Origin of the sequence: Mesorhizobium shangrilense, from assembly GCF_028826155.1 — a bacterium.
Taxonomy (GTDB): Bacteria; Pseudomonadota; Alphaproteobacteria; order Rhizobiales; family Rhizobiaceae; genus Arvimicrobium; species Arvimicrobium flavum.
This window is the reverse complement of sequence record NZ_JAQGPN010000004.1, coordinates 35,217-60,781: the sequence shown is the minus strand read 5'-3', so window position 1 is coordinate 60,781 and position 25,565 is coordinate 35,217. Positions and strand designations below refer to the sequence as shown.

The following is a 25,565-nucleotide window of genomic DNA, read 5'->3' as shown; positions in this document are numbered from 1 at the left end:
AACCCTCCCTCAACGCCTCACTGCGTACCCGCGGTAGCGCCGGTTTTCACTGCGTCGGACATCTGCCCCATCGCGGAATTGACCTTGGCGACGTATTCGCGAACAGTCGTTCCGAGACTGTCGCTGGCATTCCCCGCCGCCGCCATGGAGCGACCGGAGAGCCAAGCCGACGCCACATCGTGCCAGTTGCCGAACTTCTGGAACAGCTTCGCCATCTGCTTGGACGCAATGAGGCCCTGCAGCGCCGCGTCCTTCAGGAACTCGCCAGCGTTTACGAACCTGCCAAGTGCCTGCTGCGACCACGCTGGTAGGTTGGCCTCCATGATCTGATAACCACCCAGCGCCCGGCCATAGCGGGGATGGGTAGGGCCTACAGCGCCGTAGTTTCCGCTGCTTTCGACCGTGCGGATCGCCTGCATGAAAGCCTGAAGTTGCCGGTCGAAACCCTCTGTGAGAGCTGGGGTGATCAGGAATACGCCCGGGGCGCAAAACAACGTCGTCAAGGCGCTCTCAGCCATGCTCGCATGGGCGATGGACGCACAACTGGTCGCGCTCAACCCGTGCACCGGCATCTCGCGCCTCAAGGCTGGCGAGGGCTTCCACACGTGGACACTCGTTGAAGTGGAGCAGTACGAGGCTCGTCATCTGGCCGGAAGCAAGGCACGCCTAGCTCTCCACCTCGGCCTCTTCACTGGCTTGCGCCTGTCAGATATCGACATCGTCGGCCGCCGGCATGTGAAGGACGGCTGGCTGAAGATCAGGCCAGGAAAGACGGCAGGTTCATCTGGCGTGACCGTCGAAATTCCCGTGCTCTCCGAACTGCAGACGACGATCGACGCGACGCAAACAGGCGACCTTGCTTTCCTGGTCACGGACTGGGGACGGCCTTTTTCCGTCGACGGTCTCGGAAACAAGATGCGCCAGTGGTGCGACCAGGCCGAGCTGTCCCACTGCACCATGCACGGACTGCGAAAGGCAGGCGCAACGATCGCTGCTGAGAACGGCGCGACTGACGACGAGTTGATGGCAATTTTCGGTTGGACGACGAAACCAGACCACGCTCTACACGCGCCAGGCCAGCAGGAAACGCCTCGCAGCGGGCGTCATGCACAAGCCCCACGAGAACCGATCTCCTCCTGAACCGTGCCGAGAACTTCGTAAGGCGAAGGTTGCCTTCCCCCCGTGGAGGTGCCGCTTTTTCACGCATGCGTAGAATGCGTGCAGTAACGCGGAGCTAAGCCGTGGGCGGTTGACGGCGCAAGCACATCTCGTGTTAATGATGACCACTCATTAGCGCAGGAGATGGCACGTGCCCAAGCTGGCAGGAAAGACTGCGCTCGTCACGGGCGGGGCGCGCGGGATCGGACGTGCTTTAGCCCTCAAGCTCGCCGCGGAAGGCGCGCATCTGGTCATCAACGACTTGGATGCCGCGCCGCTGGCCGAGACCGGCGCGGAGATCGAGACGCGCGGCGGAACGGTTGCGACACTGGCCGGAAGCGTCACCGAGGACGGCTTCGCCGAGAGCTTCGTGGACCTCGCCCTGCAGCGCTTCGGGGGCATCGACATCATCGTCAACAATGCGGGCTATACTTGGCTCGGCACAGCGGCGCAAACCAGTGACACCCAATTGGAGGCTATGCTCAGGGTGCATGTCATGGCGCCTTTCCGCTTGCTGCGCGCCGCGCACGCTCCAATCCGGCAAATGCATGAACGCGAAAGGGCGGAAGGGCGGGAGGTGTTCCGCAAGGTGGTCAACATCTCGTCCATGGCTGGAACGGGCGGCGTTGCGGGGCAGTTCGCCTATTCCACCGCCAAGGCCGGACTGATCGGCGTCACCCGGACCCTGTGTCGAGAGTGGGGGCGCCTCAAGGTCAACGTCAACTGCGTCGCTTATGGCCTGATCGAAACTCGGCTCAACATGCTGCGCGAAACCGGCGGCAACGTTGTCCGCATTGAGGGGCACGAAATTGAACTCGGCCTGTCGCGCAGGTTCAAGGAAAACACCGAGGCGATGATCCCGCTGGGTCGCATCGGTACTGCCGAGGAGGCGGCAGACGGCGCCTACCTCTTCTGCATTCCCGAATCGAACTACGTCAGTGGCCAGGTTGTCACCGTGTCCGGCGGACTGTCCATCTAGACGAAGACCTCAGGCAACACTGCGCCATCATATAATTAGCAGAACTCAATAAAGCACCGCATGTCAATCACTCCCAAGACTGCCCCTGCCTTGCGCGCTCCATCCTCGCTAGAAGCCCAGGGATGGACCCGTCCACTCGCATCGAACTTTCTCGATCACGTCGGTCCGATCTGGATGAAGCCCGGCGAAGACGGGTTTCGCGTGGGTTTCGTGGTCGAGGAAAAACACGACAACACGCAGCGTCGCTCGCATGGCGGAATGATCATGACGCTCTGCGACGACGGAATGGGCCATGCTGCGCAGGCCGCCCGCAAGGGCGAGCAACTCTTCACCGTCGCCTTCGATTGCCAGTTCATCTCCGGCGCGCAGCACGGCGAGTTCGTCGAAGTCGTTTGCGAGGTAGTGAGGTCGACCCGCTCTCTCGTCTTCATGCGTTCCACCTGCCTCGTCGGGGACCGGGTGGTGGCAACCGCATCCGGCATTTGGAAGGTTCTATCGAAATGACCATCGACCAACAGAGGCTCGCCAACTGGCACTTTCCGGAGAAGGTTCAGAGCTATGACTGGAAGGATACCGCGCTGTACGCGTTGGGGATCGGGCTGGGCGCCGATCCGATGTCGCGCGATGAACTCAAATTTGTCTACGAACCGTGGTTGCAGGCATTGCCGACCATGGCCGCAGTCTTGGCTGGACCGGGTTTCTGGATCCGGGATCCGGCCACCGGGATCGACTGGGCCAACTCGCTGCACGGCGAGGAAGAGATCGTCCTGCACCGCCCCCTGCCTGCGACCGGCACTATCGTTGGGCGCATGCATGTCGAGAGCCTCATCGACAAGGGCCCCGGCAAGGGCTCGCTGCTCACAACCTGCAACGACCTATACGATGCACGGACCAACGAACACATCGCTTCGGTCTACGCAACCGCCTTCAATCGCACCGACGGGGGCTTCGGCGGGCCGGGCGGCTCGCGGCCGCCCGTGCATCCTACGCCCGACAGGACACCCGACCACATCGTCGACCTACCGACATTGCCGCAAGCGGCCCTGCTCTACCGCCTCAACGGCGACGACAATCCGCTGCATGCCGAGCCGGAGGTCGCAGCTGGAGCCGGCTTCACGATGCCGATCCTGCACGGCCTCTGCACGTTCGGCGTGGCGGGCCACGCGCTGCTGAAAGCAGTGTGCAGCTACGATCCCGCGAAGATCAAATCGATGCGAGTCCGCTTTTCCGCACCGGTCTATCCGGGAGAGACAATCCGCACCGAGATATGGGACGCAGGCGAGGACCGCATCGCCTTCAGGTGCAGCGTTCTGGAACGCCGGAGTCCGGTCATTACCGGGGGCTTGATGCGAATGCGCCGGTGATGCGGACCGGTTTCGCCATCCGGGAAGGGCAGAGCCGGCGCGGATGAAATTGTCATACAACGCGTCACGATGGTGGCGGTCTACACCCTCGTCACCGCGTCTTTCAACATGGTCCACTGCCCGACCAACATCTTCAACTTTGGCCAAGGCGACCTGCAGGGCCGTTCGCTGTAGCTCGCGCCTAAGATACCAACCTGCCCGTGCCTCTCCGTCCCGTCGGTGGCCGGCTTGATTGCCGCAGCGCCAGTGCCGATCGGCAGCAATGATATGCTCTTCCTGCTGACAAGCCTAGAGAGGGCGCGGCTGGAGGACGGCCATGCGCTGTCTCCGGTCTTGCCGAGAAGGCGAACCTGCCGGCCGGCTCACTGTCTGGCGGGTAGCAGCAGATGCTGGCTATCGGCTAGGCGCTGATGCGCTCGCCCAAGGTTGTCATGCTGGATGAACCCTCTCTCGGTCTGGCACCGATCGTCATCGACGAAGTGTTCGACGTGCTGCTGACGCTGAAGAAGCGCGGTGCGGCGATCCTGCTGGTGGAGCAATTGGTCGAGCGCGCCCACGACATCGCCGATCATGCCTATGCCATGATCTCTGGAAGGATCGCCGGCGACGGGCCGACCGCGCACTGTGCGGCAGGGATCTGGTCCGCAGGGCCTATGCCGGCGGCTGATCCGCGGCCGCGAGCGTCTCCTTTAGGCTTGCCTCGTTGATGAGCATGACCGCCACCAGCCGGTCGGTTCCCGCTTCATACAGGCTGGTCCGGATCCACATGCTTTCAGTGCGCCTGCTGCCTGAAAAGGCGATCACTTCCTGGTCGATCTCGTAGGCCTGGCCGACGAAGAGCGGTCCCTCGACATACCGGATCTCCTGGTCGGCGATCAGCCGAACCACCTGCTGAGGTACACAAAAAGGCGGCGTTTCGTCCGTGTACTTCATCAGCACGCTGGCCATCTCCAGCGGAATGATCGGGTGCCCCCAGGGGGAGGTTCCACCGGGTTCATACCAGGGCGACGGCTCGGTGATCGCCGCCAGCTTGTCTTCAAGTGTGAACGGATAAAGGCTCCCCATCGTCTTGCCAAAGGGCATCACGACCAGCCGCCTACCGCTGCGCATCCCAACCTTGATGTCACGCAGGATGACGCGTTCGGGCAGCCGGCGCAGGTTGGCCAACCGCCGTTCCAGCTCGCTGGGGCCGCCATCGGGCGCGAGCGAGACATCACCCTCCAGGATTGTCGCACCCCTGTCGTTGACCATACGGATGCGCGCGATCCTCGCGCCGGTCGGCGGCAGCGCGAGGCACGCGCGAACGGCGTCGCCGTCGTAGACAGGCTCACGGAAGTGAACGGAGATGCAGCCACGCTCGTGCCAGACCCTGCCCCAGAGTGCGGCGCAAAGCGGCACGAACTGGCTGAAATGGGTCGGCCCCTCGATCGTGCCCGACCGAAATCCCAGCGCCCGCGCCGTGCCTTCGTCGTGGATCGTGGCATGGCCGCCATAGGATTGGTTATGCAGCATCTGGCGCGGCCTGCGCCATGGGCCGACGATCTCGCCGGCGATCGTCTCGATCGGCGTGTCGAACCCCTCCGGGCGCACCATGTCACCAGGCATCCACGTACGGCCGCTTCTTGCCATGACTGCGCCCGGCAGTGCGCTTTGCGGTGCGGATGCCGTGCATGATCCAGCGCCGCGTCTCGGCAGGATCGATCACGTCGTCCAGTTCCATGAACGTTGCGGCGTTCATCGCCTTGCCCTGTTCGTACATTGCGTTGACATATTGCTTGAAGGCGGATTCGCGTGCCGCAGGATCTTCAATCGCTTCCAGTTCCTTGCGATAGGCCAGCCGAACCGCTCCCTCCAGCCCCATGGGCCCGACCTCCCCAGTCGGCCAGGCAATCGAGAACATTGGCACCGAGAAGGATCCCGCCGCCATCGCCACCGCGCCCAGTCCATAGGCCTTGCGAAGGATTACGGAGAACATCGGTACGTCGAGGTTGGCGCCGATGATGAAGAGCCGGGAGAAATGACGCACCGTCGCGGTCTTTTCCGATTCCGGTCCGACCATGAAGCCGGGCGTGTCACAGAGCGACAGGATCGGGATGTCGAAGGCGTCGCAAAGCTGCATGAAGCGGGCGGCCTTATCGGCTGCCGGCGCGTCGATCGCTCCGCCCAGATGCATCGGATTGTTGGCGATGACGCCGATCTGATGCCCCTCGACACGCATCAACGCTGTGATCATGCCAGCGGCGAAACCGCTGCGCAGCTCGAGCAGCGAGCCAGTGTCCGCCAGCGTCTTCAGGACCACGCGGATGTCGTAGATCCGCAGCCGGTTCTCCGGCACTGCGCGGCGCAGATCGCGCTGATCTGGGCACGTCCAATCGTCCAGCTTTCCCTGGAAGAAGGACAGATAATGCTTGGCAGCGCGCACTGCATCCGCCTCGTCGTGCACCAGCAGATCGATCACGCCGTTTGCCCCCTGCACCGAGACCGGCCCCACCTCGTCGGCGCTCACCGCGCCGAGACCACCGGCCTCGATCATGGCGGGTCCGGCCATGCCGATGCTCGAATTACGGGTGGCGATGACGACGTCGCAACTACCCAGCAGCGCGGCGTTGCCGGCAAAGCAGCGGCCGGAATTGATGCCGATCAGCGGAACCTTTGCGCTCAGCCGACCGAAATGCCAGAAGGTGCGCATGTTCAGGCCTGCGACACCGACATAGTCGGTGTCGCCCGGCCGGCCGCCGCCGCCTTCGGTGAACATCACCACCGGGGTTTCGTGAAGCTCGGCGAGCTCGAACATCCGGTCCTTCTTGGCATGGGCCTGGAAACCCTGCGTGCCCGCAAAGACGGTATAATCGTAGGCGAGCACCGAGCAGCGGGTCTTGTCCTCGGCAAAAAGGTCGCCGTTGATGGTGCCCATTCCCGCGATCATGCCGTCGGCAGGACTGACGCGTTTCAGCTCCTCCATCGGCCGACGCCCTCGCTGAAGCGCCAGGATAAGGCCGCCATACTCGACGAAGGTTCCGGGATCGCACAGATCCTCGACATTCTCGCGCGCGGTGCGTCCGCCTTTCGCGTGACGGCGCGCGACCGCATCAGGACGCGCGGCATCCGTCAGCTCGTACTTGCGCTGCACCAGGTCGGCAAGATCGGCTCGGATCTCGTCCGGGTCGAAGTCGTCGGCTTCCGTGTCCTCGTGCGCAGCGCCCTCGTCCGGCGTGATGAAGGCGACGGTATCGCCAAGCTTGACCACGTCGCCGGCGACGACGGGGACGGTCCGGACGACGCCCGCCGCCTCTGCTCGGATCACCAGCTCCGACTTCATCGCCTCGACAACCAGCAGTTCGCTGCCGCGCTGTACGAAGCTGCCCGGCTCGACGAGCACGCTGACGACCAGGCCGGGCATCGGTGTTGCGATGGCAACCGCATCGGCCGGCGCGTCCACCGCCTTTCGCGGTCGGTCGGTCGCCGTCGACGCGGCAGTGACGGGAAAGTGCCTCACGGCGTCTTGCGGAGACAGAACCGCAAGATCCGCGATGTACCGCTCGACGAAACGCGTATCGACGCGATCGGCGGCGACCTCGGGGTGCGCAACAACATTCTTCAGGAAGCCGATGTTGGTGTCGACGCCGGCGATGCGGAATTCCGAAAGTGCCCGGCCGGCGCGCCGCAGCGCTTCTGCATAGCCTTGTGGCGAATGCGCGACGACCTTGGCGATAAGGGAATCGAAACCGGTATTCGTTTCGTATCCCGCGTAGCCGAATGTATCGACGCGCACCCCCGGGCCGCCCGGCAGATCGAACGCATCGAGCCGGCCGGCCGAAGGCAGGGCCTGCCCGTCTGGCAGCATCGTCTCCATATTGACGCGAAGCTGGATCGCCACGCCGCGAGGCGGCATCGGCTCGGTGTCGAGACCGGCATCGGCGAGCGACGCGCCCGCCGCCAGCAGCAGTTGCGCCCGCACAAGATCGACGCCGGTTACCGCCTCGGTGACCGTGTGCTCTACCTGCAGGCGCGGGTTGCATTCGATGAAGATGAAGTCAGTGGCGGCATCGCCTCCCTCCGACACCAGGAACTCGAACGTGCCGAGCGCAAGATAGCTCGCGCGCCTGGCCATCGTCAGTGCGGCATCGATGACGCGCTGCCGCAGAGCCGGTGCAAGTCCCGGGCTGGGTGCAATCTCGACCAGCTTCTGATGCCGCCGCTGGAGAGTGCATTCGCGCTCCCATAGATGCGTCACGTTGCCCCTACCGTCGCCTGCGACCTGCACCTCGATGTGGCGGGCGCGCGGAATGAGGCGCTCCACATAGACCGAACCGTCACCAAACGCAGCAAGCGCCTCCGAGCGGCAGCGTTCCATCGCAGCGTCGAGATCGTAGACCTGGGTGACCAGGCGCATGCCACGCCCGCCGCCACCGGCGACCGCCTTCACCAGGACACCCTCGCCGGGCTTCAGCGACGCAAAATAGGCATGCGCTTCCGCGGGCGTGGTTGCGCCCGTGGTGCCGCCCGCCACCGGCACACCCGCCTCGCGCGCCAGCGCCTTCGCCTTCAACTTGTCTCCGAACAGATCGAGCAGATCGGCGGACGGGCCGACAAACGTTATCCCGGCTTCCGCCAGAGCCCGAGCAAACGCCGGGTTCTCAGACAGGAAGCCGTAGCCGGGATGCACCGCATCGCAACCAGCCCGCTGCGCGACGGCGACCAGCTGCGCGATGTCGAGATATGCCGCAGCACCTCTTCCCTCCAGCCGGATCGCACTGTCCGCATGACGCACATGCAGTGATGCTTCGTCGTCCGGCGCATGGACGGCGACGGTTTCCACGCCAAGGTCGGCGGCAGCGCGGGCGATGCGGATCGCGATCTCGCCGCGATTGGCGATCAATAGTCTCTTGAAGCTCATGCGCGTTGTCTGCCCCTCACCACCAAGCTTTTCCCGCCTGACGAGGATGCCCGCCTTTTCTCTGTCCCACGTGTCGGCCGTGATCCCCTCTGACCGGACGAGGTGCTTCTGCACTTTCTACGTCGGCGCGATCCCGAATGTCGTTTCCTTCATGACTTCCTCCCTTGATCATCTCGGCATGCAATCGTGCTAGCGGGCACCTCGCATCTCGTCGCGCGCCCGATCCCAGCGTTCGTTGTCCCAGGTGAACAGCGGCCGGGTGGCGAAGCCGTTGGCGCCGCCCAGCCAGCGTCCGCCGTCGATGACGATGCATTCCCCGGTGATGTAGCTGGCGGCATCCGACATGATGTAGCTGGCGAGGTTGGCCAGTTCGGCATGGTCGCCCATCCGCCGCGCGGGAATTTCGTTGTGCAGCGGCTCCGAGATTGCGCCTTCGGGATACATGCGGTCCCAGGCGCCGTCGGTGTGAAAATACCCCGGAGCGATGGCAGCGGTGCGGATGTGCTTGGGTCCCCATTCGACCGCGAGCGTGCGCATCAGTGCGAGCACGCCAGCCTTGGCGGCGGCCGACGGCGCCGTGAAGGGCTGTCCGGTCCATGCCGCCGTGGTGACGATGGACAGAATGTTGCCGCCAAGCCCTGCTTCGATCCAGCGGCGCCCGGCGGCAAGCGTGCAATAGGCCGTCCCGCCCAGCACGATGTCGGTCACGGCGTCGAAGGCGCGCGACGACAGCCGCTCGGTCTGGGCGATGAAGTTTCCGGCGGCGTTATTGAGTAGCGAGGTCAGCGGCCCGTCGGCCCAGATCTCGTCGAATACCCGCTCGACCATGTCCGGGTCGCGCACGTCCAGTCGCTTCGTATGTACCTTGCGGCCGGAGCGGGCGGATATCTCGGCCGCTGTTTCCTCGAGAACGGCCTCCCGGCGGCCGGCGATGATGACGACCGCCCCCAGTTCGGAAAAGCGCGACGCCATGCTCTTGCCAAGCCCGGTCCCGCCGCCGGTGACGAGTATCCGCTTGCCGTCCAGAAGATCATCCTTGAACATGCGCCTTCTCCCTAGTGTCCCGTGAACGCTGCCGGCCGCCGCCCGCGGAAGGCAGTCAGCCCCTCGGTGTGGTCGGCGCTGATGAAAAGCCTTGAAGCGCAGTCCTTCTCAAAGCCCAGGGCGCGCTCCAGTCCCAGGCCTGTGTAGGATTTGAGAAGAGCTATCGGCAGCGGCGCATTGCGCGCCGCGGCGGCGGCCTCGCCGATCGCCTCCTCCAGTGCAGAACCCGCCTTCACCAGGCGATCGACCAAGCCCTCGGCCAGCGCCTCGTCGGCGTCGTGAGTTTCACCCATCACCATCAGCCGGCGCGCCCTCGCCGCGCCGACGCGCGCGGCGAGCATGTGCGACAAGCCGACATCCGGCAGGACCGCGATCCGGTCGAAGCCGTAAACGAGGCGGGCATCGCTGCCGACGACGACCCTGTCACAACAACAGGCCAACGCCATGCCGCCGCCGATCGCCCAACCTTCAACCGCCGCCACGGTTGGCTTGGAGAACGCGGCAAGCCGGCGCGTCAGTCGCGCCATGTGATCGAAATGCTCGCGCCAGTCGCCTGCCGCGCGGGCCCGCATGTCGGCAAAATCTCCGCCGGAGCTGAATATCGACGATGTTCCGCTGACAACGACTGCGCCCAAGGTTCCGTCATCGGCCGCGGTGTCGAGAGCGTCGGCAAGACTTTCCGCCAGAAGGCGCGAGATCGCATTGCGTGTATCGGGCGCATCGATGATGGCGACGAACACCGCCCCGCTGCGGCCGATCCGAAGGCCGTTGCCAGCATCCGCCAGGTCAAGGTGCGGGGCGACCGCCATCCTCAACGCCCCGTGAACTGCGGTTGACGCCGTTCCTTGAAGGCGGCGACACCCTCTGCGTGGTCTTCGCTGGTGAAGAGCATCGAGGCGCAATCCTTCTCGAAGGCCAGCGCCCGCTCCAGTCCGTCGGTGGTGAACGATTTGAGATAGCCGATCGGCAGCGGCGCCGCCCGCGCGACATCTTCGGCCGCGGCGAGAGCGGTTTCGAGGACGGAGCCGGCCGGCGCGATCCTGTCGACGAGGCCGTCGGCCTTCGCGCCGGCGGCGTCGAACATCTCGCCCCAGATCATGATCTGGCGAGCCCGTACCACGCCGACCCGGACCGGTAAGGTATAGATTAGCCCCATGTCCGGCAGCACGCCGACGCGGTCAAAGCCGTAGGCGAAACGCGCCTTCTCGTCCGCCACGATGAGATCGCAGCAACAGGCAAGCGAAAGGCCGGCGCCGACCGTCCATCCTTCCACCGCCGCGATGATCGGTTTCGGATACGAAATCATCCGGCGGGCCAAGCGGATCACATGGTCGAAATGCTCGCGCCAGCCCGCCAGTCCGCGTGCCTTCATGTCGTCGAAATCGCCGCCCGCGCAGAAGTTTCCTCCCGCTCCGGTGATGACGATGGCCCGGATATCCGGGTCCGTGCCGGCCTCGTCCAGCCTGGCCAGAATGGCGGCGCACATGGCGCGCGAGATCACGTTGCGCTTGTGCGGAATATTCAGCGTAAGCACGAGCGCAGACCCGTGCCGGATTGCGTCCAGCATTCGAATGACCTTGTCGTCGGAGCGCTTGGCCGGCGCCGCCCATCGGTGCCGGCTAAAAGATCAGGCAATCCTCGATTGGCCCGCCTGCCAGTAGGGCGCGCGCAGAGCACGCTTCAGGATCTTCCCGGGACCGGCCAGCGGAAGCGGTTCCGTCCGGAATTCCACCGAACGCGGGCACTTGTAGCCGGATATATGCCTGCGGCTGTGCTCGATGATCTCGCTCTCGGTCGCGTGTTGGTCCTTGCGCAGGATGATGACGGCGTGGACGGCCTCGCCCCATTTTTCGCTCGGAATGCCGATGACGGCGACCGTGGCAACGGCAGGATGACGCGCGATCGCATTCTCGACCTCGCTTGAGTAGACGTTTTCACCGCCGGTCACGATCATGTCCTTGATACGATCGACGAGAAAGACGAAGCCGTCTTCGTCGAGGTAACCGGCGTCACCGGTCCGGATCCAGCCGTCGACCATAGCCGCTGCCGTCTCGTTGGGCTTGCGCCAGTAGCCGCTCATCATATGCGGGCCGCGCACGCAGACCTCGCCGATCTCGCCAGCCGGAAGTTCTTTGCCATCTGGATCGCAGACCATGATCTCGCTGCAAAGGCCGGCATATCCCGCCGACCGCAGTCGCTTTGCGCGCTCGCCGGTCGTCACGTGGTCCTCTGGGCGAAGGCTGGAGATGTAGGGAGCAAGCTCTGTCTGGCCGTAGCCCTGCTGAAGGTTGACACGTGGCAATTTCGCCAGCGTTTCCTCGATCTGGGCAGCCGACATTGGCGCACCGCCATAGATCAGCGTCTGCAACGACGAGACGTCGTAGCTTTCGAAGTCGGGCTGGTCGAGGAGCATCCGCACCATCGTCGGCACGAGCTGTGTGTGCGTGATCTTCTCGTTCTGGATCGTCTGCAGGATCTGGGTCGGATTGAACCCGGGCAGGAAGACATGCGTGCCGCCGGCGATCGTCGTGGCAAACAGCACGGCCGACCCGCCCGAATGGAACAGCGGCATGGCATGGAGGAAGATCGTATCGCGCGACGCGATATGGGCGTAGTCGATGCTGAGCGCGACCGAACTCGCCCATACTGCCAGATGCGACAGCATCACGCCCTTTGAGAGGCCGGTGGTGCCGCCAGTGTAGCAGATAACCGCCAATGCTTCGGGCGGCACCGGGGCCGCCGGCACCGGCGCATTGTCCGCGAGCAGGCGTTCATAGGTGATCAGCTCCTGCGATCCTGCGACGGGCTCACCAATGAAGACGACGTGCTTCAAGCCTTTCCAGCGCTCGCGCAGACCCGCGAGATGCGGCAGGAAGGTGGCATCAATGAACAGGACGTCCGGCTCGGAATCGGTGAGGCCGTAGGCGAGTTCCTCGAAACTCCATCGCGTGTTGAGAGGCACCGCCACGGCACCCGCCCACAGGGTGCCGAAATAGGCTTCCATGTAGCGCGACGAGTTGAGCGCCAGGATGGCGACGCGATCGCCGACATTGATACCCAGCGCGCCGAGACCGGCCGCCAGACGTGCAACACGATCGTTGACCTGCGACCAGTTCCGCCTCTCCGCCCCATCCACGACGGCCAGACGCTTGGCCGCCAATTGTCCCATACGCCTCAAGGGCTGCGTCAAAAGCATGCTACTCCTCCCCCAGTCTGCAGCGGCATCTGCGTGCCATGTGATCGAGACGGCGTCCAGCGTGTAGCCGCCGGCTCAACCTGCCATGTTCTCGATCAGGCCGGCCATCCCCTGGCCGCCACCAATGCACATCGTGATCACCGCGTATCGCTGCCCTGTCGCCTTCAGGTGATCGATCGCCGTCATCATCATGCGCAATCCGGTTGCACCGGGCGGATGGCCGAGCGAGATGCCGCCGCCATAGAGATTGGTCTTGTCGCGGGAGACGCCGAGTTCGCGTTCGGCATGGATGTTGACTGCGGCGAATGCCTCGTTGATCTCGAAATAGTCGACGTCGTCCGCCGTCATCCCGAACTTCGCGAGCAGCTTGCGCGTCGCGGGCACGGGTCCGATGCCCATGATCTCAGGCGGCACGCCGGCGACAGCCCAGCCGAGCAGCTTCGCGTCAGGCGTGATCCCGAGATCCTCGGCCACGCCCCGTTCGGCGACGACGATCGCGGCCGCGCCGTCCGTGACACCGCTGGAACTGCCGGGCGTTATGCGTCCGCCTTCCTTGCGGAAGACAGGCCGGAGCGATGCAAGCTTCTCGGCGGTGATACCGAAACGAGGAAACTCGTCGCGCTCGAGCATGCGTGGAGACTTGCGGTCGGGAACCTCGATGGGCACCACCTGCTGCCCCAGGAAGCCGCTCTCGATTGCGGCCTGCGCACGGCGCTGGCTCATCAGCCCCCAAGCGTCCATTTCCTCGCGACTGTACCCGAATTTCTCCGCCACGTTCTCGGCCGTGGATCCCATGAGCTCGCCGGAAAAGCCGCAGCGATAGATGACATCGGCGCCGTCCTCGAGTGCAACGTGGCCCTTCGTGTCGCCCCACCGCATCGTGCGCGCCACATAGGGAATGCGGCTGAAGTTCTCGCCGCCGGCCGCAATGCCGACCTTCGATTCGCCGGACATGATGTTTTCGGCGGCGGTGGTGATGGCCTGGAGACCCGACGCGCAACCGCGGTTGACACCCATTGCACCCGACTCGACTGGCAGGCCGGCCCGTACCGCTATGACCCGGCTGACGATCGCCGCCTCGGCATCGACGGGCGTGACATTGCCGAAGACGAGATTGTCTATGTTCTCGGCCTTGATGCCGGCCCGCTCGATGGACGCCTTCACGGCATGAATGCCGAGCGTCTGAAGCGGTACGTCGCGCAGGCTCTTGCCGAAATCCCCGAAAGGTGTGCGGGCGCCGCCCGCCAATACGATCTCAACCATGTCAGTCCTTCTTGCGTCGACAAGAGCTGTGCCGCCCTCGCCCCACGTGCCGTCTCCAGTCGTTAATGTGTATCGCTCACTAACGGGCTGTCAACGCATCGATCAGAACATTCGATCCTGCGGAACGCGCGACGGCGATTCTACACATATCTAGACAACAGGGATCGACCGTCCGGCTACGCGCCCCAGCGCATGCCTATAGAGGCGAGGTATTTCCTGCACAAATGCGGCCTTCGCGCGTCATGCCGGGCTTGACCAGGCGCGACAACGAGCCGTTGAACCGCAGATGGTCGAGCGACGCCGCTTCCGACACGCGAGCTTGGCATCGAAAGCGCGAATTGACCACTCGACCGTCCCATGTAATGAGTTCTGTTTATTAGATTGGGATGAGAACGAGGCATGCCATGGACATAAGGTTCGACGGGCGGGTGGCGATCGTCACGGGAGCGGGAAACGGCCTCGGTCGCGCCCATGCGCTCGCACTTGCCGAGCGCGGAGCCAAGGTGGTCGTCAATGATTTCGGCGGCAGCGGACAGGGCGCAGGACGCTCGTGCGACGTTGCCGAATCCGTCGCCGAGGAGATCCGCTCAGGCGGGGGCGAGGCGATTGCCGATCCGGCAGACGTGTCGCAGGAAGAGGAAGTCAAGGACATGGTCGCCAAGGCGATGGATCGCTGGGGACGAGTCGACATCCTTGTCAACAATGCCGGCATCACCCGCGACAAGTCGTTCGGCAAGATGGACATCGCCGATTTCCGCAAGGTTGTCGACGTGCATCTGCTCGGTACCACCCTCTGCACCCACGCAGTGTGGAACATCATGCGCGACCAGAACTACGGCCGGGTTCTGATGACCTCCTCGACCTCGGGCCTCTACGGCGCGTTTGCCCAGGCCGCCTACGCCGCCGCCAAGTCCGGCATGCTCGGCCTGATGAATGTGCTGCATATCGAGGGCGCAAAACACGGGATCCGCGTGAACATGCTGGCCCCTTGGGCCGCGACGCGACTGACCGCAGGTCTCCTGCCGCAGGAAGCGCTCGACCTGATGGGGCCGGAGTCGGTGACGCCCGGAGTGCTGTTTCTGGTCAGCGAGGACGCACCGGCCCGCATCATCATGAGCGCCGGCTCCGGGTGTTTCGCGCGCATTCGCCTGCTGGAATCCGATGCCGTGTTCTTTCCGCCTGACGGCCGCACGCCGGAAGCCATCGCCGAGCGCTTCGCCGAGATCTCAGCCATCGAGGGACAGCGCGAGGTCACCGACACGTTTGATCAGAACAGTTATCTCGTTAGGAAGGCAGCGGCCGGTCTCGGTATCGCCTCCCCGCTCTAATCATCATCTGCCGCAGAGGTTCTTCAACATGACGATCAGATTCGACGGCCGCGTGGCCATTGTCACCGGCGCCGGCAACGGCATCGGCAAGGAGCATGCTCTGGGACTGGCGCAGAGGGGCGCCAAGGTCGTCGTCAATGACCTGGGCAGCGCCACTAACGGCAGCGGGGCATCGTCGACAGTGGCGCAAGCCGTGGTGGAGCAGATCCGCAGTCAGGGTGGCGAGGCGATGGCCGACGGTGCGGACGTCTCCAACCCGGAGCAGGTCGAAGCCATGGTCGGGCGCGCCAAGGCTGAGTGGGGCCGGGTCGACATTCTGGTCAACAATGCGGGCATTCTTCGCGACAAGACCTTCTCGAAGATGGAACTCGATGACTACCTCAAGGTGCTCAACGTCCACCTGAACGGCACCGTCATCTGCACCAGGGCGGTGTGGGAGACGATGCGCGAGCAGAATTACGGACGCATCGTGCTGACGTCATCGACCTCGGGCCTGTACGGCAATTTCGGCCAGGCCGCCTATGGCGTCGCCAAGGCCGGCATGCTGGGGCTCATGAACGTCCTGCATCTCGAAGGCGCGAAATACGGGATCCGCATCAACACGCTCGCCCCTTCCGCAGTCACCCGCATGACAGAAGATCTCCTGCCGAAGGAAGCGCTCGACCTGATGAGGCCGGAACTGATTACTCCAGGCGTGCTGTACCTCGTCAGCGAGAATGCGCCGTCACGCGTGATCCTTGGTGCCGCGGCGGGCAGCTTTGCCCGGATTATCCTCAACGAGACCGACGCCGTGCATTTCCCGGGCAGCACGCTTTCACCCGAGGCGATCGAGAGCCATTTCTCCAAGATTTGTGATACCTCGGTTCTGCATACGATGCAGAACGCCTTCGAGCAGAACCGCAATCTCGTCGGCAAGGCTGCGCAGGCCAACGGGATAGAGGTTCCCTTCTGACCGGCTTCGACCGGCCCGGGCGACGGCCTACGCCGTCGTTCCGAACCGCGCCTCGATGCGGGCGAGACGCTCCTCGATCCTGGCGAGCACCGAACCCTCCTCCGGCGACGAATGGGCAGCAAGGCCGCGATAGATCAGATGGGTGATGTAGTCCGCTGTCGTGTTGAGATCGAACGTTCCCTCGCCGCGAACATAGCTCCACGTGTGGTGATCGATGCACCCATAGATCATGTCGCGGATGATCGGAATCGGAACATCAGCGACAAACTCGCCGGACCTGATGGCCTGCTCGATGATCTCGACTGTGCGGCGCGTATAGGCCCTGTTCAACTGGAAGACCCGCATCGTGCGATAGTCGGGATCAACCTTGATCTCGTAGGTCACGAGCTTGGCAAGGGCAGGATCGTCCTCAATGGTCTTGAGGTGGCGCCAGATCATGTACCTCAACCGGTTCCAGGTTCCGGAAATGCCGTGGAGCTGGACTTCGAAATCGGCGATAACCTCTTCGTATGCCTGCTCTACGACCTTCACGAGCAGGTCGCGCTTCGACGCAAAATAGCGGTAGATCGTCCCTTCCACGACGCCGGCACGCTCTGCGATCTCCGCGGTGGAGGCCTCGTCATAGCCCTTCTCGCGAAAGATCTGGGCGGCCGCATCCAGCAGTTCGGCCTGTCGGACCTCCTTGCGAAGCCGCCGCCGGCGAGGTGTCTTCTGCGTCATCTCATTTCTCTCCCGCTTCACCGGCCATATCAGTCCGGCGGGCGCGGCGGAAGCCGCCTGCGCCTGCCATCCCCGTCTGCCCGACGAGCTGGGCCCCCACATCACGCGCCGGGCGCGACCTGCATCCCTGAAGGAGAATACCGTTGCATCCAGGAATGGAAGTCAGTCTACGACCAACGCAGTTCATCGATTTCGACTCCCCAGCCGTACGCGACTTCGCCCACGACGTCGCCGGCATGGGGCCGACACGCGAGAAGGCGGTTCGTCTCAATCTCGCCGTGCGCGACCGCGTACGCTACGATCCCTACAGCTTCAATCTAGATCCGGATCACTACCGCGCATCACGCTGTCTCGCCGCGGGAGCCGGATTCTGCGTACACAAGGCGATATTGCTGGCCGCCTGCGCCCGCGCCGTGGGGATTTCAGCCCGGCTGGGATATGCGAATGTCCGCAACCACCTGACTTCTCCGCGGCTTTCGGCCCTGATGGAGAGCGACGTGTTCCGCTGGCACGGCTATGTCTCCCTTCATCTGGGCGGTAGCTGGGTCAAGGCAACGCCGGCATTCGACCTTGGCCTCTGCCGAAAGTTCGGGGTGACGCCGCTCGAATTCGACGGCGCCCACGATTCCGTCTTCCATCCCTATGATTCCGCAGGCCGCCGCCACATGGAGTATCTCGAGCAGATCGGTGAGTTCGACGACTTTCCGCAAGACCTCTTCTTTGCCGACATGCGACAGCACTATCCGAAGATGATCGCGATGATGGAGGGCAGACCTGGAAGCCCGTTGCGCGAGGCCGACCGCGCCTTCGAGACCGGCGAATGAAGTCGCATCGCCGCATTCAATTCCGCCAAGACGTGCGAAAGGGAGGGCCTTTCGACAAGACCCTCCCTTCATCGACGCCGCTGGCGTACCCGCGTCACTTGACCAGCGGGCAATCACTATCAGCGAGTGGCCGATAGGCCTGGTCGCCCGGCAACTTCTCAACGATGTTGTAAAGGTCCCACGGCTCCTTGGAATCCGCCGCCGCCTTGGCCTGCAGCAGATAGATATAGCTCGGGATCATGCGGCCGTCCTCACGCACCTTGCCGTCGATGGCAAAGAAATCCTGCACCGGCATCGTCTTCATCTGCGCCGTCACCGTCTTGCCGTCATCGCTCTTGGCCGCCACCGCCGCACGCAGATAGTGCGTCACCGCCGAGTAGGCCACTGCATGGCTCTGCGTCGGCATGCGTCCGAACTTCTTCTCGAAGCGACGGGCATAGGCCCGCGAAGCATCGTCGCGATCCCAATAGAAGCTTTCCGTCACGAGCAGCCCCTGCGCCACGTCCAGGCCCAGCGAGTAGGTGTCGGTGATGCTGGTGACCAGTCCGATCAGCTTTTGCCCGCCCGAGGCAAGGCCGAATTCGCTTGCTTGCTTGAGCGAGTTCATCGTGTCGTTGCCCGCATTCGCAAATGCCACGGTGTCGGCACCCGAGCTCTGCGCCTGCAGCAGGAACGAGCTGAAGTCGGTGGTTCCGAGAGGCGCCCGCACCGATCCGGCGATCTCCTGACCGCCAAGCCGCTTGAGCTCCGCCTCGGTGTCGCGCTGCAGCGCCTCACCGAAGGAATAGTCAGCCGTCACGAAGAACCACTTCTTCGCGTCCGCGGCGATGCCAGCCTTCGCACCGCCCCGGGCGGCGGCGTAAGTGTCGAGGCTCCAATGCGTGGCGATCTCCGAACAGAACTTACCCGAGAGGTCCGAACTCAAGCCGCCGGTGTTCAGAACGGCGACACCCTTTTCCTTGCCCACTTCCATTGCGGCCAGCGAAATCGGGCTGCCCGAACCAGCAACCAGAACATCGACCTTGTCCTCGTCGATCCAGCGCCGGGCGGTGGTCGACGCGATGTCAGCCTTGAGCTGGGTGTCGGCGTTGAGTACCTCGACCGGTACGCCGTTGACCGTCCCGCCGAAGTCCTCGACAGCCCACAACACCGTCTGGCGGAGGCCCTCGCCCACCGTATCCGAGTAGGCGCTTCCCATGTCGTTGAGAATGCCGATTTTGATAGCGCCGCCGGAAATTGAATCCTGCGCCTGAGACGTCGCTATCGCCGACGCGAGTGCGACCGAGGTTGCTAGACCCAGCAGTCGTGCCTTGTATCCCGTCATGTCCAATTCTCCTCCATCCTTAAACGCGCCGGAACTGGGGAACTTATCCGTCGCCCTGTGTAGAACGCGACACTTCTCAATCATTCCCACAGAGCGCGAGTGGAAAGTGACACTCATTTTGAAAGATAAGAAGATGATGTCTCGCGCAATGTCCCGGATTGCACATCCATAAATTCCTGCGCCATGGCATCCGACACTCCGTCGCATGAAGACCATTTATTAAATGCCGATCATCAACAAGCCACGGATCAGGAAAGTCCGAGGTTGACGAACCGAAAACAGTGCCCGGAAGGCGCTGCGCCGATTGGGAAAGTGAGCTCAAACGCCCGCCACAGCGCCATTTGCCTTGGCGACGAGCTTGGTTGCGCCCCGTCGGCTGCGGACGGTTCGCCACCCTCAATCGACAAATCGTAGAAGTGAGCCCGTTAAAAAGTGTGACTTATTTATTCTCGAATCAGATCGCCATATTGGTTCGTTTGCGCGTTGCACATCTGCAGCGTTCTGCTAGCTTGTTGGCCACCAGCTCATGGAGGAGCGCCGCTGAAGCGTCATGAGCTAAGCTCATTAAGGTGCCTCAGGTCTGCCGCGGGCGGCACTGGGGCCTGAGGGAGGGAAGAATGCGTGAAGGGCAAGATACTCAATCGCACGCTGCCAGTGTCCAGGAGCAGTTTGCATACGAAGGCGAATCCGCGACGGTGAAATCCGCCAAGCGCGTCCTGCAGATCCTGGAGCTTTTCAAGGAGATGCGCCGTCCGCTCTCTACGACCGAGATCGCAATGGAACTGAGCTTTCCCATCTCCAGCACGGCGGCGCTGCTGAAGAGCCTGACCTCACTGGGCTACCTGCATTTCGACAGGACGAGTCGAACCTATCAAGCGGGCTTGCGGGTCGGTCTGCTCGGCGGATGGAGATACGGCGGCCGTTTCGCGCCGGAGACGCTTACTGAGGTGACACGCGGCCTCGCCGAAAAAACCGGCCAGACGATCATCGTCGGACTGCGCAACGAAAACCACATACAGTACGTCAGCGTCGTCGCGTCGCATGCGCGTGTCCGCTACTATCTTCCCGTCGGCAGTCGTCAGCGGCTCGTGGACACGCCGATGGGGCGTGCGCTGTTGTCGCTGGACGAGAATGCCGCTATCGATCGTCTCGTGCGCCGCGCCAACGCGGACCGCAACGACAACCAGCAGCGTATCGATCCGGTCGAGATAAGGGCCGAGATCGCCGAGATTCGTCGCCTCGGCCACGCCTGTTCGAATCGTCCCTATTTCCAGGGCGCCCGCGCGATTGCCGTGCCGCTTCGGATGTGCGGCAGCGAGCCGCCACTCGTTCTGGGTCTTGGCGGCCCGGCGGAAGAAATCGAACTCGACAAGGAGCGACTTGTCGACCTGGTGCGCGCCGCGGCGCTGCAGATCTGCACGGGCAACGTTGATGCCGAGGAGACGAGCCAGACGGCACAGCCGCTGTTCGCGTAGGACGCCGCCTGAGACATCCGGCCGAGCTCTCTATGGATCTCCATCAAGGGCTCGGCCGGTCGCCGCTCATGCCAGCATGCGCGAATGGCGGCCTAGCAGATAGTCGCCGTTGCCCAATTGTGCATCGAGCACGCGCGCCCGGCGGTAGTAGTGCGAGATCGGCATCTCGTCGGTCATGCCCATGCCGCCATGCAGGTGCAGCCCGTCGCCGGCGACCTTCGTCGCAACCTGTCCTGCGAGGATCTTCAGCCCGAGCGCGGCGCGACGGCGCTCGTCCGGCGCTGCTTCCTGCATTGACAGCGCATATAGCAGCAGCGAACGCAATTGCTCGATCTCGACGAACATATCCGAGATGCGATGCTGAATGACCTGGAATTCCGCAAGCGCCTTGCCGAACTGCTTGCGCACCGCGACATACTCCATCGTATGCTTCAGCGCATGGTCGGCGATGCCGACGGCCTCCGCGCCAAGGCCGACCGAAGCCCAGTAGAACGCTTCGTCAAGCATCCGTGCGGCAGTCTCGCCCTCCGCGAGCAATGCCGCGCTGGCACCCTCGAGTTCGAGGTCCGAGGCGCGCGAATTGTCGATGTTGGCATAGTCGCGCCTGGAAGAGCTTTTTGGCGGCTCGAGCAGGAGGATGGCGGTGCCGGAAGGGGCAGCGGCGCTGACCAGGACGATGTCGGCGGCCACGAGATCGTAGACGAGACGTTTGCCGCCCCGGATGACGAAACGGTCCCCTTCACGAGTGGCGACCGCGCGGGGCGCATCGAAGAAGCCGCGCCCACCCGGCTCTCCATGGGCAAAGGCGGCCCGCGCCTCGCCGCGGGCAATGCGCGCCAAAAGCGCCGCGGCGTCCGTGCCCGGCAGCACCCGGAGCATGGCCGCGACCATCGCCGTCGACAGGAACGGGCCGACATAGAGAGCCTTGCCCATTTCCTCCATCAGGATCGCGAACTCGACTGCAGAGCCGCCCAGACCGCCCGTCTCCTCGGGAAGCGAAGCGCCCGGCCATCCCAAGTGGCCGATCTGAGCCCACTTGCCGGGGCTCTGATCGGCCAGGTCCGCGCGACGCGCATCGAAATGGTATTCCTCGCGCAGGAAGCGATGCGCGCTTTCGCGCAGCATGACCTGCTGTTCATTGAGCCGCAGATCCACGTCTATCTCCTGGAAAGCTGTTTGTAGATGATACTGCGCTGCACCTCGGTCGTACCGGCATAGATCGTGCCCGCACGGCGATAGAGATACTGCGCCATGAGTCCGGGCGCCTCATCGGGCACCCAGAACGGTTGGTTGGCCCCCGGCTTCTGCTCCGGCTCCGGATAGAACGGTATGATGTCCTGTCCCATCGCGGAAATGGCCAGGTCGAGTATCTGATGCTGGAGGCTCGATCCCTTGAGCTTCAGGGCGGAGGCCGACGCGCTGGGGTCGGGTACATCGCCGGATAGCATCCGCAGGACGGCCCATTCGAGCGCCTGCAACTCGATCTCGACGCGCGCGGCGCCGCGCCTGAACGCCTCGTTGTCCAAGACCGGCGCGCCTTCGTCGAACGCCGATCTTGCAATATCCATCACCCGGCGGAAGTCCCGCTTCGAGCGATGCACGAAGGAATTCGTCGTCCTCTCGTTATCGAGCAGGAACTTCGCATAGGTCCACCCCTTGCCCTGTTCGCCGACGAGCTCCGTAGCCGGAACCCGCACGTCGTCGATGAAGACCTCGTTGACGGTGTGGCCGGAATCGATGGTTGCGATCGGCCGTACCGTGACCCCCGGATCCGTCATGTCCAGCAGCAGGAACGAAATGCCCTCCTGCTGCTTCGGGGTCTTGTCGGTGCGCGCCAGGCAGAACATCATGTCGGCAAAGTGCGCTTCAGTGGTCCAGATCTTGCGCCCGTTCACGACGAAATCGGGACCATCCCGCTCTGCCCGCGTTTGCAGGGACGCCAGGTCCGAACCGGCTCCGGGCTCCGAGAACCCCTGGCACCAGAAGGTCTCGCCGGACAGAATCTTCGGAAGATACTTCCGCTTCTGTTCCTCGGAACCATAGGTGTAGATGACGGGACCGACCAGCTTCAGCCCAAACGGACTCGGCAACGGCGCATCGGCAAGCGCGCACTCGTCTTCGAAGATGAACTGCTGGATCGGCGACCAGCCCGGCCCTCCCCATTGCGCAGGCCAACCCGGCGCCGACCATCCCCTCTCGTGCAGGACCGCCTGCCAGCGCTTGAGATCCTCCTTGGGCGGATGGTAGCCGCGGGCCTGCCGCTTCGCGATATCCTTGGGCAGGTTGTCGCGAAGGAAGGACCGCACATCCTCGCGAAATGCGCGTTCGGCTTTTGAAAGTGAAAAATCCATCTTGAGCAACACTCAACAATCGCTGAATCGTTCGTTATTCAAAGCGGCCATGGACTGCCAATGTCCAAGGATTTTTGCGGCCTGATCGACGTTTTCGGGTATATGAAAACACGCGCTTGCAATTGAGTTTTTCCTCATTTGGGGATGAGGTTCATATCCATGAAAACGACCGAGGGCGCTCACAATGCCACTGGCAATGTATCAGCCCTTTGCCCAATATCGCCGACCATCGAGCAGTCGGAGCAATGACGAATGTCAGCCGCCACTAAGGCCAGCCAGGAGACGGCTGGCAGCAATCAGGACACGATCCTGGCCTGCCGCAATCTGCGTATGGAGTTTCATCGTTTCGCGGCGGTCGACGGCGTTTCGCTCGACATCGCGCGCGGCAGCGTTCACGCGTTGATCGGGCCGAACGGCGCAGGCAAGACGACATGTTTCAACATGCTGACCAAGTTCCTGACGCCAACTGCCGGCACGATCACCTTCAACGACAACGACATAACCCGCGCCAAGCCGGCCCATGTGGCGCGTCTCGGGCTCATTCGTTCGTTCCAGATCTCGGCCGTCTTCAACGAGTTGACCACGCTTCACAACGTGCGCATCGCGCTTCAACGCAGGGCAAGTGACTCCTACGAATTCTGGGAGTCGGAGAATCGGCTGCGTCGCTTCGATGCAGAAGCGATCGAGCTGCTGCGAAGCGTCGGGCTGGAGAACATGGCGCGCGTCAAGGCGAAGGAACTATCCTACGGCCGCAAGCGCGCGCTGGAACTGGCGACGACGCTGGCGACCGAACCGAAGATGTTGCTTCTCGATGAGCCCATGGCTGGAATGGCGCCGGAGGACATCGGACGCATGTCGGACCTGATCCGGGCCGCTTCGCAGGGCCGGACAGTGTTGATGGTCGAACACAACCTCTCCGTCGTTTCGGCACTCGCCGACCGGATCACAGTCCTGGCGCGCGGCAAAGTCCTGGCCGAGGGCGACTATGCCTCGATCTCAAAGGATCCGCGCGTGATCGAGTCCTATATCGGCGGAGGATACCATCATGGCTGAAGCGGCAGCCTTGGACATGCGGCCCGCCGGAGACGCCAAGCCGCGTCTTTCCGTGCGCGGTCTCCATGCGTTTTACGGCGAGTCCCACGTGCTGCACGGCATGGAGTTCGACGTTTCGAATGGCGAGGTCATCACGCTTCTCGGACGCAACGGAGCCGGCAAGACGACCACGCTGCGCGCCATCATCGGCCAGCAGCGCAATCGGCGGGGATCGATCCTCTTCGACGGGATAGAGACGATCGGCCTGCCGGCGCGCCAGATAGCGCGCATGGGCGTCGGCTACGTTCCGGAAGAGCGCGGCATTTTTTCGAGCCTCTCAGTGCTCGAGAATCTGCATCTGCCGCCCGCACTCGGGGCCGCGGCGGTCTCCGACGACGAGATATTCGAGCTTTTCCCCAACCTGCGCGAGCGCCTCGACAGCCAGGGCACGAAACTGTCTGGCGGCGAGCAGCAGATGCTCGCTATCGCCCGGATTTTGCGCGCCGGCTTCCGCTTCCTTCTGCTCGACGAGCCAACCGAGGGACTGGCGCCCGTCATCATCGAGCAGATCAGCCGCACGATCCGGATTCTCAAGGAACGCGGCTACACAATCGTCCTGGTCGAGCAGAACTTTCATTTCGCCTCGTCGGTGGCAGACCGCCACTACATCGTCGAGCAGGGCCGGGTTGTCGACATGGTGCGGGCCGATGCCTTGGAGCAGAACCGCGCCAAACTTCATAAATATCTGGGAATCTGAGGTGAGGGTATGCTGACCGATCTGATCGGGATTCCGATCCAGGCGCTTTCTGGGCAGCTATTGCTCGGCCTCATAAACGGCTCCTTCTACGCAATGCTGAGCCTCGGGCTGGCGATCATCTTCGGCCTGCTCCACATCATTAACTTCACGCATGGCGCGCAGTACACGATGGGCGCCTTCGCGGCCTGGATGGGCATGACCTTTTTCGGCATCAACTACTGGTGGGCGCTGATCCTGGCGCCGATCTCCGTCGGTCTGATCGGCGTCGCGATGGAACGGCTGATGCTTTTGAGGATCCGGGACATTGCGCCGCTCTATGGCCTGCTGCTGACCTTCGGGCTCGCGCTGGTGATACAGGGCCTTCTCCGGCATTATTTTGGCGCCTCCGGCCTGCGCTATCCCATACCACCGCTGCTGTCGTCCGGTTCGAACCTCGGCTTCATGTTCCTGCCGCACTACCGCGCCTGGGTGCTGTTCATCTCGCTGGTAGTCTGCTTCACAACCTGGCTCATCATCGAGCGCACGCGGATCGGAGCCACCTTGCGCGCTGCCCAGGAGAACCCGGGCTTGGTCGAGGCGTTCGGAATCAACGTGCCGCGACTTGTCACCGTTACCTACGGCGCCGGCGTCGGTCTGGCCGCCTTTGCCGGCGTTCTCGCCGCACCGATTTATTCCGTGCAGCCGCAGATGGGGGCGGACCTCTTGATCGTCGTCTTCGCGGTCGTCGTCATCGGTGGGATGGGGTCGATCCTCGGTTCCATCGTCACCGGCCTCGGGCTCGGCCTTGTCGAGGGCCTTACCAAGGTCCTCTATCCCGAAGCCTCGTCGGTCGTCATTTTCGTCATCATGATCCTCGTCCTGATGGTGAAGCCAGAAGGCCTGTTCGGCCGCACCAGCTAGG

General features: G+C 63.4%; 24 protein-coding genes. 12 read left to right on the top strand and 12 right to left on the bottom strand.

Annotation, left to right across the window (positions count from 1 at the left end):
- Positions 1-17: 17 nt before the first annotated feature.
- On the bottom strand, positions 18-503 hold the full coding sequence (locus PD284_RS25780) for a hypothetical protein (RefSeq protein WP_274631207.1): 486 nt from the start codon (positions 501-503) through the stop codon (positions 18-20).
- Positions 504-516: 13 nt separating this feature from the next.
- On the opposite strand from PD284_RS25780, the gene PD284_RS25775 reads away from it, so the two are divergent.
- The 5 genes from PD284_RS25775 to PD284_RS25755 all read left to right on the top strand — a co-directional run bounded on the left by PD284_RS25775 (position 517) and on the right by PD284_RS25755 (position 4,208).
- A complete protein-coding gene (locus tag PD284_RS25775) occupies positions 517-1,140 on the top strand; it encodes a tyrosine-type recombinase/integrase (protein ID WP_274631206.1) in 624 nt (207 codons plus the stop codon).
- Between the two features lie 169 nt (positions 1,141-1,309).
- The gene (locus PD284_RS25770; RefSeq protein ID WP_274631205.1) at positions 1,310-2,137 is read left to right on the top strand and encodes an SDR family NAD(P)-dependent oxidoreductase; all 828 of its coding nucleotides are present in this window, start codon (positions 1,310-1,312) and stop codon (positions 2,135-2,137) included.
- A 60-nt stretch (positions 2,138-2,197) separates the two neighbouring features.
- Positions 2,198-2,641, top strand: coding sequence for a PaaI family thioesterase (locus PD284_RS25765; RefSeq protein ID WP_274631204.1), 444 nt, complete (start codon positions 2,198-2,200; stop codon positions 2,639-2,641).
- Positions 2,638-3,501 (top strand): MaoC/PaaZ C-terminal domain-containing protein, encoded by an 864-nt coding sequence (locus PD284_RS25760; RefSeq protein WP_274631203.1) that lies wholly within the window; start codon positions 2,638-2,640, stop codon positions 3,499-3,501. The genes PD284_RS25765 and PD284_RS25760 overlap by 4 nt, the downstream gene beginning before the upstream one ends.
- 410 nt (positions 3,502-3,911) lie before the next feature.
- Positions 3,912-4,208 carry an ATP-binding cassette domain-containing protein gene (locus tag PD284_RS25755; protein WP_274631202.1) on the top strand — a complete coding sequence of 99 codons (297 nt, stop codon included), beginning with the start codon at positions 3,912-3,914 and terminating at the stop codon, positions 4,206-4,208.
- Here the strand turns inward: PD284_RS25755 and PD284_RS25750 are convergent.
- From PD284_RS25750 to PD284_RS25720, 7 genes are all read right to left on the bottom strand, one after another.
- Entirely contained in the window at positions 4,153-5,094 is a 942-nt protein-coding gene (locus PD284_RS25750; RefSeq protein ID WP_274631201.1) for a hypothetical protein, read from the bottom strand. The genes PD284_RS25755 and PD284_RS25750 overlap by 56 nt on opposite strands.
- A gap of 1 nt (position 5,095) precedes the next feature.
- Positions 5,096-8,398 carry a carboxyl transferase domain-containing protein gene (locus tag PD284_RS25745; RefSeq protein WP_274631200.1) on the bottom strand — a complete coding sequence of 1,101 codons (3,303 nt, stop codon included), beginning with the start codon at positions 8,396-8,398 and terminating at the stop codon, positions 5,096-5,098.
- A 189-nt stretch (positions 8,399-8,587) separates the two neighbouring features.
- Positions 8,588-9,442 (bottom strand): SDR family oxidoreductase, encoded by an 855-nt coding sequence (locus PD284_RS25740; RefSeq protein ID WP_274631199.1) that lies wholly within the window; start codon positions 9,440-9,442, stop codon positions 8,588-8,590.
- An 11-nt stretch (positions 9,443-9,453) separates the two neighbouring features.
- Positions 9,454-10,251, bottom strand: coding sequence for an enoyl-CoA hydratase/isomerase family protein (locus tag PD284_RS25735; RefSeq protein WP_274631198.1), 798 nt, complete (start codon positions 10,249-10,251; stop codon positions 9,454-9,456).
- Positions 10,252-10,253: 2 nt separating this feature from the next.
- A complete protein-coding gene (locus PD284_RS25730; RefSeq protein ID WP_274631197.1) occupies positions 10,254-11,009 on the bottom strand; it encodes an enoyl-CoA hydratase/isomerase family protein in 756 nt (251 codons plus the stop codon).
- A 60-nt stretch (positions 11,010-11,069) separates the two neighbouring features.
- Positions 11,070-12,638, bottom strand: a complete 1,569-nt coding sequence (locus tag PD284_RS25725) for a long-chain-fatty-acid--CoA ligase (RefSeq protein WP_274631196.1) — start codon at positions 12,636-12,638, stop codon at positions 11,070-11,072.
- A 75-nt stretch (positions 12,639-12,713) separates the two neighbouring features.
- Positions 12,714-13,901 (bottom strand): thiolase family protein, encoded by a 1,188-nt coding sequence (locus tag PD284_RS25720; protein WP_274631195.1) that lies wholly within the window; start codon positions 13,899-13,901, stop codon positions 12,714-12,716.
- A gap of 404 nt (positions 13,902-14,305) precedes the next feature.
- On the opposite strand from PD284_RS25720, the gene PD284_RS25715 reads away from it, so the two are divergent.
- Together PD284_RS25715 and PD284_RS25710 are read left to right on the top strand one after the other, a co-directional pair.
- Positions 14,306-15,229, top strand: a complete 924-nt coding sequence (locus PD284_RS25715; RefSeq protein ID WP_274631194.1) for an SDR family NAD(P)-dependent oxidoreductase — start codon at positions 14,306-14,308, stop codon at positions 15,227-15,229.
- 28 nt (positions 15,230-15,257) lie between these two features.
- A complete protein-coding gene (locus PD284_RS25710; RefSeq protein WP_274631193.1) occupies positions 15,258-16,181 on the top strand; it encodes an SDR family NAD(P)-dependent oxidoreductase in 924 nt (307 codons plus the stop codon).
- Positions 16,182-16,208: 27 nt separating this feature from the next.
- Here PD284_RS25710 and PD284_RS25705 read toward each other — a convergent pair whose 3' ends face one another.
- Positions 16,209-16,901, bottom strand: coding sequence for a TetR/AcrR family transcriptional regulator (locus PD284_RS25705; protein ID WP_274631192.1), 693 nt, complete (start codon positions 16,899-16,901; stop codon positions 16,209-16,211).
- 155 nt (positions 16,902-17,056) lie between these two features.
- Here PD284_RS25705 and PD284_RS25700 point away from each other — a divergent pair, with 155 nt between their 5' ends.
- Positions 17,057-17,725 carry a transglutaminase-like domain-containing protein gene (locus tag PD284_RS25700; RefSeq protein WP_274631191.1) on the top strand — a complete coding sequence of 223 codons (669 nt, stop codon included), beginning with the start codon at positions 17,057-17,059 and terminating at the stop codon, positions 17,723-17,725.
- Positions 17,726-17,819: 94 nt separating this feature from the next.
- On the opposite strand, the gene PD284_RS25695 is transcribed toward PD284_RS25700, so the two are convergent.
- Positions 17,820-19,166 carry an ABC transporter substrate-binding protein gene (locus PD284_RS25695; protein WP_274631190.1) on the bottom strand — a complete coding sequence of 449 codons (1,347 nt, stop codon included), beginning with the start codon at positions 19,164-19,166 and terminating at the stop codon, positions 17,820-17,822.
- Positions 19,167-19,666: 500 nt separating this feature from the next.
- On the opposite strand from PD284_RS25695, the gene PD284_RS25690 reads away from it, so the two are divergent.
- Positions 19,667-20,524 (top strand): IclR family transcriptional regulator, encoded by an 858-nt coding sequence (locus tag PD284_RS25690; protein WP_338036698.1) that lies wholly within the window; start codon positions 19,667-19,669, stop codon positions 20,522-20,524.
- Between the two features lie 66 nt (positions 20,525-20,590).
- On the opposite strand, the gene PD284_RS25685 is transcribed toward PD284_RS25690, so the two are convergent.
- Entirely contained in the window at positions 20,591-21,679 is a 1,089-nt protein-coding gene (locus PD284_RS25685; protein WP_274631188.1) for an acyl-CoA dehydrogenase family protein, read from the bottom strand.
- A 2-nt stretch (positions 21,680-21,681) separates the two neighbouring features.
- Positions 21,682-22,875 (bottom strand): acyl-CoA dehydrogenase family protein, encoded by a 1,194-nt coding sequence (locus PD284_RS25680; RefSeq protein WP_274631187.1) that lies wholly within the window; start codon positions 22,873-22,875, stop codon positions 21,682-21,684.
- A gap of 252 nt (positions 22,876-23,127) precedes the next feature.
- Here PD284_RS25680 and PD284_RS25675 point away from each other — a divergent pair, with 252 nt between their 5' ends.
- The 3 genes from PD284_RS25675 to PD284_RS25665 are packed head-to-tail and all read left to right on the top strand — an operon-like array spanning position 23,128 to position 25,564.
- Positions 23,128-23,928, top strand: a complete 801-nt coding sequence (locus tag PD284_RS25675) for an ABC transporter ATP-binding protein (RefSeq protein WP_274631186.1) — start codon at positions 23,128-23,130, stop codon at positions 23,926-23,928.
- Entirely contained in the window at positions 23,921-24,664 is a 744-nt protein-coding gene (locus PD284_RS25670; RefSeq protein WP_274631185.1) for an ABC transporter ATP-binding protein, read from the top strand. The genes PD284_RS25675 and PD284_RS25670 overlap by 8 nt, the downstream gene beginning before the upstream one ends.
- A 12-nt stretch (positions 24,665-24,676) precedes the next feature.
- Complete coding sequence (locus tag PD284_RS25665) at positions 24,677-25,564, top strand: branched-chain amino acid ABC transporter permease (protein WP_274631298.1); 888 nt, start codon at positions 24,677-24,679, stop codon at positions 25,562-25,564.
- The last annotated feature ends 1 nt before the right edge of the window (position 25,565 follow it).